Raw genomic sequence first — 11,497 nt, forward strand, 5'->3', positions numbered from 1 at the left:
ATGACAGCTCACACCACCTACGGAGGCGGCACCTACTCCGAACACGACCTCGAACGTCGTGTCGTCGAGGCGCCGAAGCGAGCGGGGTTGCCGGGTTCGCAGATCGCAGCGGCGCAGCATCGTTCGGACTTCTCGCGAGATCGGGCGCGTGTCCAACACTCCGCGGCTTTGCGGCGCTTGGCCGACAAGACCCAGGTTGTCGGCCCGCGCGACGGTGACACACCTCGCACGCGGTTGACGCACTCGATGGAGGTCGCACAGATCGGGCGAGGGATCGCCGACGGACTCGGTTGCGATCCGGACCTGGTGGACCTCGCCGGTCTCGCGCACGACATCGGGCACCCACCGTACGGTCACAACGGCGAGAAGGCCCTCGACGAAGTCGCCAAGGACTGCGGAGGTTTCGAGGGCAATGCGCAGAATCTGCGGATCTTGACCAGCCTCGAACCCAAGATCCTGCGCCCCGACGGTCTGAGCGCAGGCCTCAATCTCACCAGGGCGTCACTCGACGCAGCCATCAAGTATCCCTGGACCCGCCCTGAGCCCGGCGCGAAGTTCGGGGCATACGACGACGACGCAGAGGTGCTCGCCTGGGTTCGCGAGGGAGCGCCCGAGCGTCGGCAATGCCTGGAAGCTCAGGTCATGGACTGGGCCGACGACATCGCGTACTCCGTGCACGACGTGGAGGACGGGGTGATCGCAGGCCGTATCGACCTTCGCTCGCTTGCTGATCCGTCCGAGCAGCGCGCACTGGCAGAACTGGGGGCCTCCGAGTTTCGGGGGTTGGTAGTCGACGATCTGATCGACGCCGCTCAACGGTTGTCCGAACTCCCCGTCGTACGCGGGGTCGGAAGTTTCGACGGAACACTCGGAAGTTCCGTCGCGTTGAAGAATCTCACGAGTGAATTGGTGGGTCGCTTCGCCACCGCGGCGATCGCCAGCACCCGGCTGACACACGGTGACCGACCCCTCTCGCGCTATCAAGCCGACCTCGACATACCCGAGGCCGTCGCATCCGAGGTGGCGTTGCTCAAGACCGTGGCGCTGTACTACGTGATGTCCGACGCCGGACACAAAGCGCGTCAGGATCGGCAGCGTGATCGTGTTCATCGCGTCGCGGAATGGCTGCTGGCAACTGCGCCGGCCGGGCTCGATCCGATCCTGCTGCCCGCGTGGGAACGCGCCGCGGACGACGGTGCTCGGGTCCGGGTAGTGGTGGATCAGATCGCGTCGTACACGGAGAGTCGGCTCGAACGGGTGGACAAAGCGAGCCTGGGCGCGCAGGCCAGCTGGGGCTGAGCCACTTACGCCCTCAGCAAGTCATCCGCGTCGACGGGTCGGTAGTGGTATCGAGCCACTTGCCGTAAGCGTCGCCACCTGCTGCGCGAACGTCCTTGCAGATCTTCGACTCGGTGTTCCCGGATTCGCGATACACCGTGTAGATCGCCGTCCCCGAATCGGAGACTTGACGCAGTGACGGGCAGGACTGGTCTGTGCGTAGGTATTTCGAGCCGGGGAACGCGTCGAGGTAGTTCTGGATCTCGCTGGCGTACGTTGCCGGATCGGTGGCATTGGCCAACACCACGATTCCGGTTCCTTTGCATGAGGGGACGGTGATCGGCTTGCTCACCCCGAGATCGCCGTTCTTCGTGGCGGGGTTCGGCGCCCGCGTGGTCGTGGTTGCCTGCTGTCCGGCGGTGGGTAGCGGCTCGAGCTTCGGCGTTCTGACCGGATCCTGAATGGGCGCCAGTGCCGACGTGGCGGTGGAAGCTGCTACAGCGGTTGGTGATTCGGGGCCCGAATTCCCCAGCGTCACCCAGGCCGCCGTGCCTCCTGCGGCCAGAACGAGTGCAATTCCAGCCGCACCGATCGCGATCGGTGCTCGGTTTCGCTTGGTCTTTGTCACGATGTGCGTGTAGTTCCCGTGAGCGGGATTCGCCGTGGTGTAGGTGGGCTGCCCGACGATCGTGGGTTGCAATCCGCCGGCGGCACCGGGGGTGTGGGTCGTCGAGAGGGCCTGCCGCGCTTGGAGTGCGAGCGCTCCCGTAGTCGGATAGCGGTGTGCGGGATCCTTTGCCATGCCGCGAGCCACGATGGCGTCAAGGCCTTGCGGGAGCGACGGAACCGCCAGTGTGGGGCGTGGCGGCGGAGCGTTCAGGTGCGAATTGACCAGATGCTCGATGCTTGTGGTGTTGAAAGGTGTTGTTCCGGTGAGTGATTGGTAGAGGACACAAGCCAGGGAATAGACATCCGCTGCGGCCGTCGGCGTTTCGATTCCGAACCGCTCCGGCGCCATGTATGCATACGAACCGACTGCGCTTCCCTCGGTGGTGATCTTCGTGTCCGTCTGTGAGTATGCGATTCCGAAGTCGACGAGGTAGGCGAAGCCGTTGTTCGTGAGAATGATGTTGTCTGGTTTGACGTCACGATGGATGAGCCCGCGGGCATGGGCGGCGTCCAACGCCGACGCGATTTGCGAGACGATGTCGACGGCTCGTACAGGCGTGAGTCGGCCGAATTCGGTCAACTCGGCTCGCAACGTATGACCTTCGACCAATCGCATGTCGATGAAGAGAACTCCGTCGATCTCGCCCCAGTCGTGCACCGGGATCACGTGCGGTTCGTTCAGGGCGGCGGTGGTGCGAGATTCTCGGCGGAAACGAGCTTGGAATGACGGGTCGGCCGCAAGCTCTCGATGGAGCAACTTGAGAGCGACCAGGCGATCCTTCGAGGTGTCGTACGCCTCGTACACTTCACCCATTCCGCCTCGGCCGAGGAGGCTACGCAACTCGTACACGCCGAATCGGGTTCCTGATCGCCCTTCGTGCGAGCTCGAGGCGTTTTCAGTAATCGTCGGTCCCATCGCTGCGGTGCAGAGTCGGCCATCAACATATCGTTGTCAGGAGGTGCCGGGGGACCGCCTAGACTGATGTACGTGGCGGGCCGAATTTCTGACAGAGACATCGCGGCCATTCGCGAACGCACTCGCATCGAGGACATCGTCGGTGAATACGTTTCACTCAAGCGTGCCGGTGGCGATTCGATCAAAGGTCTGTGTCCCTTTCACGACGAGAAGTCGCCGTCGTTCCATGTGCGACCCAACCACGGCCTCTACCACTGCTTCGGCTGCGGTGAGGGTGGTGATGTGTACTCGTTCCTGCAGAAGATGGATCACATCAGCTTCGTAGAGGCCGTCGAGCAGTTGGCGGATCGACTCAGCTACACGATTTCGTACGAGGGCGGCGGACCGTCCGTTCAGCGCGATCGCGGCACCCGTGCACGCTTGATCGCAGCAAACGCGGCGGCTCAGGAGTTCTACGCCGCTCGTCTGCGCGAACCCGATGCCCAGGCGGCTCGCGACTACCTCACCGAGAGAAACTTCGACGGTGCAGCGGCCCTGCAGTTCGGGTGTGGATACGCGCCAGAAGGTTGGGACACTCTCACAAAATACTTGATGTCCAAAGGTTTCGAGTTCAAAGAACTAGAAGCAGCCGGGCTGTCCAAAGAAGGCCGGCGAGGTCCGATCGACCGGTTCCATCGCCGACTTCTGTGGCCGATCCGCAGCGTCGCCGGTGACGTCATCGGCTTCGGTGCCCGCAAGCTCTTCGACGACGACACCATGCCGGGTAAGTACGTCAACACGCCGGAAACGATTCTCTACAAGAAGTCTCAGGTCTTGTTCGGCTTGGACCTCGCCAAGCGCGACATCGCCAAGGGGCACCAGGCGGTAGTCGTCGAGGGTTACACCGACGTCATGGCGATGCATTTGGCCGGCGTCAAGACCGCCGTCGCTTCGTGCGGGACCGCCTTCGGTGAGGAGCACCTTGCGATGCTCCGCCGACTCCTGATGGACGACAGCTACTTTCGCGGTGAGATCATCTACACCTTCGACGGTGATGCCGCGGGGCAGGCCGCTGCGATGAAGGCGTTCGAGGGTGATCAGAAGATGGCCGGGCAGACGTTCGTCGCCGTCGCGCCCGACGGAATGGACCCGTGCGATCTGCGTCTGAAGTCTGGTGACGCCGCCGTTCGCGACCTCGTGGCACGGCGCACTCCGATGTTCGAGTTCGTGGTGAAGTCCATCCTCACCGAACACGATCTGGAGACCGCTGAAGGTCGTGTCGAGGCACTGCGTCGTACCGTGCCCGTCGTTGCGCAGATCAAGGAATCAACTCTGCGCGACAGCTACGCGAATCTGTTGTGCGGATGGGTCGGTTGGGACGATCTTCCGTCGGTTCGACGACGCGTGCGTGACGAAGCTCGCAAACGGGCGTCGACGCGTGGATCGTCACCGGCACCCAAGCGTCGTCAGGTTGTCGACCAACCTGCTGCCGATGCGCTTGCGCTGCCGATCGGAATCTCCAGGCCCCGGCCCAACGATCCCGCGCTCTCGACGCAGCGAGCTGTCCTCAAGGCCGCATTGCAGCACCCTGGCATCGCCGGCAGTGTCTTCGACTCGTTGCCGCCCGAGACGTTCACCCACCCCGCCTACGTTGTCATCAGACAGGCAATGGCTGACGCCGGTGGAACGAGCAAGGGACTCGGCGGCGCCGAGTGGATCGAAGTCGTCACCAAGGGCGTCGAAGACATGACGGTGGCCTCGGTTGTATCTGAGCTGGCCGTCGAACCGATGCCGTGTGACGAAGACACGGTTCCGCGCTACATCAACGGAGTGCTCGCACGACTGCAGGAAGCGTGGGTGGGCGAGCAGGTTGCCGACCTCAAATCCAAGCTTCAGCGCGTTTCACCTGCTGCAGCCCCCGAGGAGTACAACTCACTGTTCGGCGACCTCGTGGCGCTGGAGCAGTATCGCCGACAGCTGCGTGAGCAGGCTGTCGGCGACCAAAGCGTCTGACCTAACGGTTTTTCTTCAGCTGGTCGTGGGGGACCAGAATCGTAGTCTCCTCGTTGATCGGCTTCATCGGCTCGAGCTTGGGCTGAGTACTCAGTGAGTCGGCCAGCTTCTGCCGTGACGCGTCCAACACCTTCTTGGTGGCCGGACTGGTGGCCACCGCCTTCGCGGCCCGGCTGATCTGCTCGTATCGTGCGCGGCCCGCTTTGGTTCCCAGGACGTACCCAGCTGCAACACCGATCAACAAACGCATCATTCCTGCTTCCCTCCAGCACCGATCGTCCTGACTCCATCCTGCCTGATGACTCGCTGGGCAGGCGATTTGGTACTTCGGTGAAGGATTCGCTACAGTTTCTCAGGCAACGCCGGAACGGGCGAAGCGAGCAAGACAATCCCCTGTAGCTCAATTGGCAGAGCTTCCGACTGTTAATCGGACGGTTGCTGGTTCGAGTCCAGCCGGGGGAGCAGCAAAGCCCCTCACCTGAGAAATCGGGTGGGGGGCTTTCTTGTATTCGTCGCCGCTAGTGCGTTTGCAGCAGACCCACCGATCGAAGTGCCGATCCGACGTCTGCCGCTTTGTTTGCTTGTTCTGCGAGAATTCCCAGCCGTCGAGCGCTTAGGACGTTCACCGGGTTGTCGTCGACGAAGAAGGTCTGCTGTGGACGCGCATCGAGAAACTCCAGCGCAGCCAGGAAGGCCGCAGGGTCGGGTTTGGAAGCTCCGAGCATGCAGGAGAAAACATGCTCGTCGATTGCCACTGGAGTTACAACACTTTCGATGGCGGCCAACAGGACAGGCCCATTGTCGTTTTCAGTGACGCCGATGGCCGCTGCACCCGTGAACGCGACGCGTAGATATTGGCGACAGATACACCAAAGCCCGACGCAAGTGTCTGCGTCGGGCTTTCGGTGGAACCGTCGAACTGTTTGACGGGTGCGCTTACTTCGCTGCGCGATCCGACGGCTCGAACAGCCGGATGATGTGGCTAGGGTTGATGTAATAGACACCATTCGGAGAATTGAGGACGAGAGTGTCTTCGGTGAAATCGGTGACGGTGCCGTTCAGCTTCGCGCCGTCGGACATGATGATCCGGATCGTGGCCTTCGAGTTCTTGAATTCGGTCAGTGCAAGCTTCATGTGGTGATCCTGTTCCGTGGGGTGTGCACTCCCACGGTATCGGCTCATCGCTCCTGTGCCGACCAACCTTGGAAGACTCGACTCGAAAGAGTGCAACGCGTCACCGCCTGCCCGATTGTGATCCGCGTCGGATGTGCCGGTAACATTCGGATTCGCCGCGATGCTTCGCATCCGGATGGGGCGGTAGCTCAGTCGGTTAGAGCCGTGGACTCATAATCCATTGGTCGCGGGTTCGAGCCCCGCCCGCCCCACGTCAGAGGCCCTTTTCGGGAAACCGAAATAGGGCATCCATCGTTTATTCATCTTTTATGGCAACCGCTTTATCCAGCAGTTTCGCAACCGCTGAGTGCTGACGCCCACGTGTCATGTACTTGTCCTGAGTCATCGAGATGTTTCGATGCCCAAGATGGTCGGCTCCTACGCGTGCGGACAGGCCCTCGTCGTCGATGAGCGTGGCCACTGACTTGCGGAACGTGTGAGAGGTACTGTCAGCGACCCCGAGGTCATCGCGAACCTTGCGCCATTGCTTGCCGAAGTTGTTCGGATCTCGCAACGTGCCGACAGCTGAAGGGAAGATGACATCGAGAGTGCCGGAACGCGGTTGCTTTGCGCGCTTCTTCAGCATCTCGATTGCGAACTGGGGGAGTGGGATGGTGCGTAGTCCGGCGGCGGTCTTCGTCTCGTCGACGCGCTTCAGCCCCATTCCCTTTTCTCTGACGACCTTGCCGGTAATGGCTACGGTGCCGGACTCGAGGTCGATGTCTTGCCGACGAATCGCCAGCAGTTCGGAACGCCGCACACCCGTGGCGATCAAGAGAGTGATCGGGTCCACGAGGTCGTTCGCTTGGCAGTAGTCCGACTCTCCGAGTGCGACCAGGAGAGTGCCCAGCTGATCGCCTGTAAGCGCCTTCGCGCCTGCCGGCGGATTCTTGGCCCGGATCCTCGACACGTCATTGACCGGATTCGAACTCAACGCCCCGACGAGGACTGCCATAGCCAACGCACCGCGGAGGATGGTCTTCGCTTGGCGCGCCATAGTCGGTCCGTGCTGCTTCGACATCGCCCGCAACGCTGTATCGATACGGCCTGCGGATGCCTCGCTTATGCGGAGGCCGCCGATTTTCAGGTTGAGTTTACCGAGCGCGAACTCGTAGGTAGACATCGTGTTCGCTGCGCGACCCTCCTCTTCGAGCCTTGCCAAGTAGGTCTTACAAAGCGCGGAAACCAATGTGTCGGAGTCGATTTCATCCTCGGAAGGTGCTCGACGTGCCGCCAGTGCGTCTAGTAATTCTTCTTCGGCGATTTTGCCGTGCTGGTCCCTGACATCGACCGGTGTGCGCCGCTCGACAATGCGCACAATGCCGTCATCGTCGCGGTAGCGGCATCGGGCTAGGTACGCGTCACCGCCGAGAGGGATGCGCGCAATCTTGCCGTGTTGGCCGATTCGCAGGGGCGGTCTACCTGCCACGGCTTTGCTCCTCAATGGGAACTGAGGCCATAACAAACTTGTCGCGCGAGATGAGATCTTCGGCATGACGGACGAAATGATGTTCGTCGGAAAGAATGCCGCGCTTTCGTGCGATGGAGATCCAGCGAGATGCGGTTGGTCTTGCCATTCCGAATTGTCGCTCAAGTACGCCGGTTGGTTTCTGTCCAGTCGCCATACAGAAGGCGTAGATCCTTGAGATGGACTCCAGCGCTTCGTCGCTCATGCCGCTGTCCGCGAAGTGTGAATCGGGCATCTGGAAATTGACGGGATTGAATGTGCCGTCCTCCTGCAGTTGAAGTTCCCGAACAATCCCCAGCTTTCGAGCGGCCTGTTCCACCCAGTTTGCGATAGGGATGCGGCGCAGAACATCGGAAGTGACCTCGCCATTCTCCTCGACCGTAAGTCGCATGGACACGCATACCAGCCGTCCCTGGACTACGTCAGTAGTCATGTCGACCATGAAGCCGAGCGGCACGGTGTCATCGGGCATCGGGTGAACGAGCACCTTGCGAGGTGACTGCACCCACAAGCGATTTCCGTACAGCATCCAACCCTGTGGTCGGATCCCCTGACGCATCGCAACAAAGTTCGGCATGGCTTGCATCCTTGCTTGTTGCGAACTATCTCGTCAATCCGTCGAACTAGTTCGACGTGTTGTTGCAACGGGTCGCCTTGCGTGGTCTACTGAATGCAACAGCTCGACGAGCTGTTTCGACAAAGGAGTTCACGGTGAATAACTCGGAAGATTATTGGCTCAGCCGGCCAGACCTTGCGGGCCGGTTGAAGCTTCCGGTCACAACCCTGACGAAGTGGGCCTACGAGAAAAAGGGCCCACGCTACGTCAAGATCGGCCGTCACTGCCGGTACAAGCTAAGTGACGTCATCGCATGGGAGGACGCACAGTATTCCGCCGCGAGCGGCGACTGATGCGCGCAAAAGAAAACGGCACCGATCACGCGGGGCCAACCGCATTTGTGATCAGTGCCATCGAGCAGAACCCCAACCCTTACGAAGGAGCATCTATGTCCACCATTGTAGTGCCCAACGTCTTCGAAAGTGAAGTGAGAGTCGGGTCACACCGCGACTCCCTCGGCAATAAGCAGTGTGTCCGCGTTGGCGTCACCGAAAACGGCGGCATCGAGATCACTCTTCCCGGGGCCGGGAACCCTTCTCTCCGCTTGTCGTTCGACGAGGCAGAGGAGCTGGCGGCCGTTCTCGGCGATTCGGCCCTGATTGTTCGGTTCTCCCACGGTGCCGGGTTTGCGGAGGTGGCGTGATGACCAGCCGGAATTTCGATGCCGCTAAGTCGGAGTGCGCACAGTTCCAACGAGAAATGGACCGGTACAGGGAGTTTCAGGGTTACGCCCCGACCGCATCCTTTGATCGTGACAGGCCGGCTTGGTCCGACTCTGACCACGACGCTATTGATTGCTACGACGGAGATGTTGCACAACCGAGTCAGTCCGAGTGGCGCTCGAGCCCGTTGACGATCCCGCGCTCCCTCCAGTTGGCAAAACTCGAAGAGAAGACTGAGACATGGCAACTGGCGTACATCGCGATGAACGTCAGTCAGCAACCCGAGCAGAGCGCACCCCGGATTAGCTTTGAACGCCACGGGTGGGGCCGCGACGGAGAGCCCATCCGCGCCGAGCATCAGTGGAAGTACTCCCTGACAGTCGAGGAAGCAGTGTGGATGGCGCGGGGACTGCTCTTGCTTGCGGATCTCGCTGCGGGGACCTCCGACAACATCGGAGAGGTGGCTTGATCTGTGACTGACTCGATGCGTTACGCGTGGCGCCGGATGGTGGTGCGCGACCCGTACCTCTCCGACGCCGCGCGGCGCGTCCTTCTCGAGCTCGAATCCTATGCCGACCCGGACGGGCGCAATGCTCGTCCAGGCCGTTCCAAGATCGCAGAGTCGCTTCTGACGGATAGCGGGCACGTCTCCGAGAAGACGGTCACGCGAGCCATCAATGTGGGGATCGAACTCGGGTTCGTGGAATGTACGACGAAGGGCCGGCAAGGCCGAATGAGGAATTCGGCCAACGTCTACCGACTGACTTTTCCTGTGGTCGAAGAGTCTGGACTAGGGGACACCCAGATGTCCCACTATCCAAATGAGACTAGGGGACATTCAGATGTCCCACAGTCGGACTCGACTAGGGGACATTCAGAGACGACTAGGGGACATTTGGGCTCGACTAAGGGACACCTGGATGTCCCGGTACCAGTTCCTTACATCAGTTCATTAACACCAGATCAATCTCTCTCTTCTGTAAGTAACGCGTACGCGAGCGCACGCGAGGAGAAGGAGCACGAGCCTGTTGAAGCTGAAGTGGTGGAAGACAAACCGCGGGATGAACTCGATCCGGGATTCAGCGCCATCTTCGGCAGCAGCCTTCTCAAGCCGACGCCGACCGAGGATCCGATTCTCAAGGCTCCCGAGAAACAGCAACCGACATGGCATCCCGAGCCTGAGGAGGAGTCGGAGCCGCTGACTCCTCTGGAGCATGCACGTCAAATGCTCGGCTTCCTGAACGAGGACGAAGAACTCCTCGCCAAGGAACTCGCTGCCGAAGGGTTACGCGGATACGGGATAGCCCAGAAGATTCGACTCCACAGAAAGCGCCCCTTGCGTCGGAGAGCTGGTTGAGATGAAAGATCGCTTTGGAGATGAGCCTGAAGAAGTTTCATCCGAGGTCGCTGCTTCCCATGACCCTCAGTGTCGCAACGGATGGCTCGGTGAGGATCTCGACGGCCGGATGGTGCCGTGCCTGGTTTGTAAACCGCATCTACTCAAACAGTTCGACTACATCGAGGGGCTGATCCGATGAGCCGCCGCAAGAAAGAACCTCTCGAGCTGTTGGCCTCGCTCGTCGACGAACGACTCGAAGGTGCGCTCTGTACGGGCCGCGCACCGCTTTTCGATGACTTCATCGACGACGAGTCCATCGAGAGTCGCTCTCAGCGCCACCGTGAGGCGCGATTGGTCTGCATCGTATGCCCGGTAAGGCTTGCGTGCGATACGGCCGCGAGAGAGCACGACAGCACTGGAATTTGGGGCGCGCACCTCCGCGCGCCCACGACACCTCAACGAAAGGCAACAGCATGAGCATGCCCGAAGAAATCCACCAGATCTGCGCGCCCCAAGACTTCTCCCGCTGCTTCGCCGCGATCGCCCACGCCAAACGCCGCGACATCGAAGGTGTGCAAGTCGTCATCGACGAAGCCAACGAGCGCAATCGTTTGGCGGAACTGACTTTCGCGAGCCTCTTCGCCCTCGCTGACATCTTCAAGGCTCACATGGGCGACGAGTTCGAGAAGCAGATGGTCGACCTCGCTGCTCACGCTGCGTCGTTCGGCGACATCACCTTGTCGGATGACGAGGGCTGACGCTGAGCACCTCGGAGCGGGAGTGATCCTGCTCCGAGGGCAAGCCGTCCGCGACATGTATCTGCTGGTCTCGATTGCCATCCGCAAGATGACCACAGAGGGCTACAAAGTGGAGCCAAAGCTCTTTGAGCTGCAGCAAGAACTGCTCTACGGACTGAACGCCGCCGCCGACGAACTCAGTAGGCGGCGACAAGGCGACGTCGCCAAAGAGCCTATCCCACAACAATTATCCATAGGCAGTGCTGAAGCCGCGGAAATCCTCGGGTGCAGCAGACGCCACGTTCAACGGATCGCGAGATCGCTGGACGGTCGAAGGACGGGCGCCGGGGCCCTCGAATTCGACAGGAATGTCGTGATGGCTTACGGGACAAGGGGTCTCGTGGCGTAGTACCCGGAGGTTTGCCTTGGCTGTTCAGTTCAACGCCGGAACCGCATCGATCAAAATCTCACCTGATCTGAGCGGATTCCATCGAAGAGTCAAGATGCAACTCCGATCGGAGCGGGTCGAAGCTCCCGTCGTCATCGTCCCTGATCTGAACAACTTCAAACAGAAGCTCGAAACGGGCCTGGGGAGATTCAACGCAAACTTGAAGGTGAAGGTCTCCCCAGACCTTTCGGGATTCAGA

Annotated in this window: 15 protein-coding genes and 2 tRNA genes; 11 read left to right on the forward strand and 6 right to left on the reverse strand. The window is 60.8% G+C overall.

Translation table 11 applies throughout. The annotated features are described in order from the left end of the window. Positions 1-1,299 (forward strand): deoxyguanosinetriphosphate triphosphohydrolase, encoded by a 1,299-nt coding sequence (locus PCS43_RS17215; protein ID WP_007731110.1) that lies wholly within the window; start codon positions 1-3, stop codon positions 1,297-1,299. Positions 1,300-1,312: 13 nt separating this feature from the next. Here the strand turns inward: PCS43_RS17215 and PCS43_RS17220 are convergent, their stop codons facing one another. After that, a complete protein-coding gene (locus PCS43_RS17220; RefSeq protein WP_209909070.1) occupies positions 1,313-2,863 on the reverse strand; it encodes a serine/threonine-protein kinase in 1,551 nt (516 codons plus the stop codon). Positions 2,864-2,935: 72 nt separating this feature from the next. On the opposite strand from PCS43_RS17220, the gene dnaG reads away from it, so the two are divergent. Continuing rightward, complete coding sequence (gene dnaG / locus PCS43_RS17225; protein ID WP_007731115.1) at positions 2,936-4,855, forward strand: DNA primase; 1,920 nt, start codon at positions 2,936-2,938, stop codon at positions 4,853-4,855. A gap of 1 nt (position 4,856) precedes the next feature. Here the strand turns inward: dnaG and PCS43_RS17230 are convergent, their stop codons facing one another. Beyond that, positions 4,857-5,108: a hypothetical protein gene (locus PCS43_RS17230; RefSeq protein WP_003941570.1), complete on the reverse strand. Its 252-nt coding sequence runs from the start codon at positions 5,106-5,108 to the stop codon at positions 4,857-4,859. Positions 5,109-5,244: 136 nt separating this feature from the next. On the opposite strand from PCS43_RS17230, the gene PCS43_RS17235 reads away from it, so the two are divergent. Continuing rightward, positions 5,245-5,317, forward strand: a tRNA-Asn gene (locus PCS43_RS17235). Positions 5,318-5,373: 56 nt separating this feature from the next. On the opposite strand, the gene PCS43_RS33355 is transcribed toward PCS43_RS17235, so the two are convergent. Both PCS43_RS33355 and PCS43_RS17245 read right to left on the reverse strand, forming a co-directional pair. Then, positions 5,374-5,610 (reverse strand): HAD-IA family hydrolase, encoded by a 237-nt coding sequence (locus tag PCS43_RS33355; protein ID WP_333779578.1) that lies wholly within the window; start codon positions 5,608-5,610, stop codon positions 5,374-5,376. Between the two features lie 181 nt (positions 5,611-5,791). Next, positions 5,792-5,989, reverse strand: a complete 198-nt coding sequence (locus PCS43_RS17245) for a hypothetical protein (protein WP_003941659.1) — start codon at positions 5,987-5,989, stop codon at positions 5,792-5,794. A 177-nt stretch (positions 5,990-6,166) separates the two neighbouring features. Here PCS43_RS17245 and PCS43_RS17250 point away from each other — a divergent pair. Further along, positions 6,167-6,240: transfer RNA gene (locus PCS43_RS17250), tRNA-Ile, on the forward strand. A 44-nt stretch (positions 6,241-6,284) separates the two neighbouring features. On the opposite strand, the gene PCS43_RS17255 is transcribed toward PCS43_RS17250, so the two are convergent. Together PCS43_RS17255 and PCS43_RS17260 are read right to left on the reverse strand one after the other, a co-directional pair. Then, a complete protein-coding gene (locus tag PCS43_RS17255; protein WP_209909063.1) occupies positions 6,285-7,457 on the reverse strand; it encodes a tyrosine-type recombinase/integrase in 1,173 nt (390 codons plus the stop codon). Further along, positions 7,447-8,073 (reverse strand): hypothetical protein, encoded by a 627-nt coding sequence (locus PCS43_RS17260; RefSeq protein WP_209909059.1) that lies wholly within the window; start codon positions 8,071-8,073, stop codon positions 7,447-7,449. The genes PCS43_RS17255 and PCS43_RS17260 overlap by 11 nt, the downstream gene beginning before the upstream one ends. A gap of 134 nt (positions 8,074-8,207) precedes the next feature. On the opposite strand from PCS43_RS17260, the gene PCS43_RS17265 reads away from it, so the two are divergent. The 7 genes from PCS43_RS17265 to PCS43_RS17295 all read left to right on the forward strand — a co-directional run bounded on the left by PCS43_RS17265 (position 8,208) and on the right by PCS43_RS17295 (position 11,259). Continuing rightward, complete coding sequence (locus PCS43_RS17265; RefSeq protein ID WP_054826069.1) at positions 8,208-8,405, forward strand: helix-turn-helix transcriptional regulator; 198 nt, start codon at positions 8,208-8,210, stop codon at positions 8,403-8,405. A 95-nt stretch (positions 8,406-8,500) separates the two neighbouring features. Continuing rightward, positions 8,501-8,755 carry a hypothetical protein gene (locus PCS43_RS17270; RefSeq protein ID WP_209909055.1) on the forward strand — a complete coding sequence of 85 codons (255 nt, stop codon included), beginning with the start codon at positions 8,501-8,503 and terminating at the stop codon, positions 8,753-8,755. 206 nt (positions 8,756-8,961) lie between these two features. Further along, the gene (locus PCS43_RS17275) at positions 8,962-9,243 is read left to right on the forward strand and encodes a hypothetical protein (protein WP_270923072.1); all 282 of its coding nucleotides are present in this window, start codon (positions 8,962-8,964) and stop codon (positions 9,241-9,243) included. 573 nt (positions 9,244-9,816) lie between these two features. Continuing rightward, a complete protein-coding gene (locus tag PCS43_RS17280; protein ID WP_209909049.1) occupies positions 9,817-10,131 on the forward strand; it encodes a hypothetical protein in 315 nt (104 codons plus the stop codon). Between the two features lie 177 nt (positions 10,132-10,308). Further along, positions 10,309-10,590: a WhiB family transcriptional regulator gene (locus PCS43_RS17285; protein ID WP_209909046.1), complete on the forward strand. Its 282-nt coding sequence runs from the start codon at positions 10,309-10,311 to the stop codon at positions 10,588-10,590. Then, on the forward strand, positions 10,587-10,871 hold the full coding sequence (locus PCS43_RS17290; RefSeq protein WP_209909043.1) for a hypothetical protein: 285 nt from the start codon (positions 10,587-10,589) through the stop codon (positions 10,869-10,871). Before PCS43_RS17285 ends, PCS43_RS17290 begins: the two co-directional genes overlap by 4 nt. Further along, complete coding sequence (locus tag PCS43_RS17295; RefSeq protein ID WP_209909040.1) at positions 10,858-11,259, forward strand: hypothetical protein; 402 nt, start codon at positions 10,858-10,860, stop codon at positions 11,257-11,259. The genes PCS43_RS17290 and PCS43_RS17295 overlap by 14 nt, the downstream gene beginning before the upstream one ends. Positions 11,260-11,497 lie beyond the last annotated feature (238 nt).

Source organism: Rhodococcus sp. C-2, from assembly GCF_027854095.1.
GTDB classification, from domain to species: Bacteria; Actinomycetota; Actinomycetes; order Mycobacteriales; family Mycobacteriaceae; genus Rhodococcus_F; species Rhodococcus_F qingshengii.

What these genes read in the sequence shown, in the direction of transcription:
- PCS43_RS17285 (WP_209909046.1), top strand. Translation starts at nt 10,309, where the DNA reads ATGAGCCGCCGCAAGAAAGAACCTCTCGAGCTGTTGGCCTCGCTCGTC.
- PCS43_RS17245 (WP_003941659.1), bottom strand. Translation starts at nt 5,989, where the DNA reads ATGAAGCTTGCACTGACCGAATTCAAGAACTCGAAGGCCACGATCCGG.
- PCS43_RS17220 (WP_209909070.1), bottom strand. Translation starts at nt 2,863, where the DNA reads ATGGGACCGACGATTACTGAAAACGCCTCGAGCTCGCACGAAGGGCGA.
- PCS43_RS17230 (WP_003941570.1), bottom strand. Translation starts at nt 5,108, where the DNA reads ATGATGCGTTTGTTGATCGGTGTTGCAGCTGGGTACGTCCTGGGAACC.
- PCS43_RS17270 (WP_209909055.1), top strand. Translation starts at nt 8,501, where the DNA reads ATGTCCACCATTGTAGTGCCCAACGTCTTCGAAAGTGAAGTGAGAGTC.
- PCS43_RS17215 (WP_007731110.1), top strand. Translation starts at nt 1, where the DNA reads ATGACAGCTCACACCACCTACGGAGGCGGCACCTACTCCGAACACGAC.
- PCS43_RS17295 (WP_209909040.1), top strand. Translation starts at nt 10,858, where the DNA reads ATGACGAGGGCTGACGCTGAGCACCTCGGAGCGGGAGTGATCCTGCTC.
- PCS43_RS17290 (WP_209909043.1), top strand. Translation starts at nt 10,587, where the DNA reads ATGAGCATGCCCGAAGAAATCCACCAGATCTGCGCGCCCCAAGACTTC.
- PCS43_RS17260 (WP_209909059.1), bottom strand. Translation starts at nt 8,073, where the DNA reads ATGCCGAACTTTGTTGCGATGCGTCAGGGGATCCGACCACAGGGTTGG.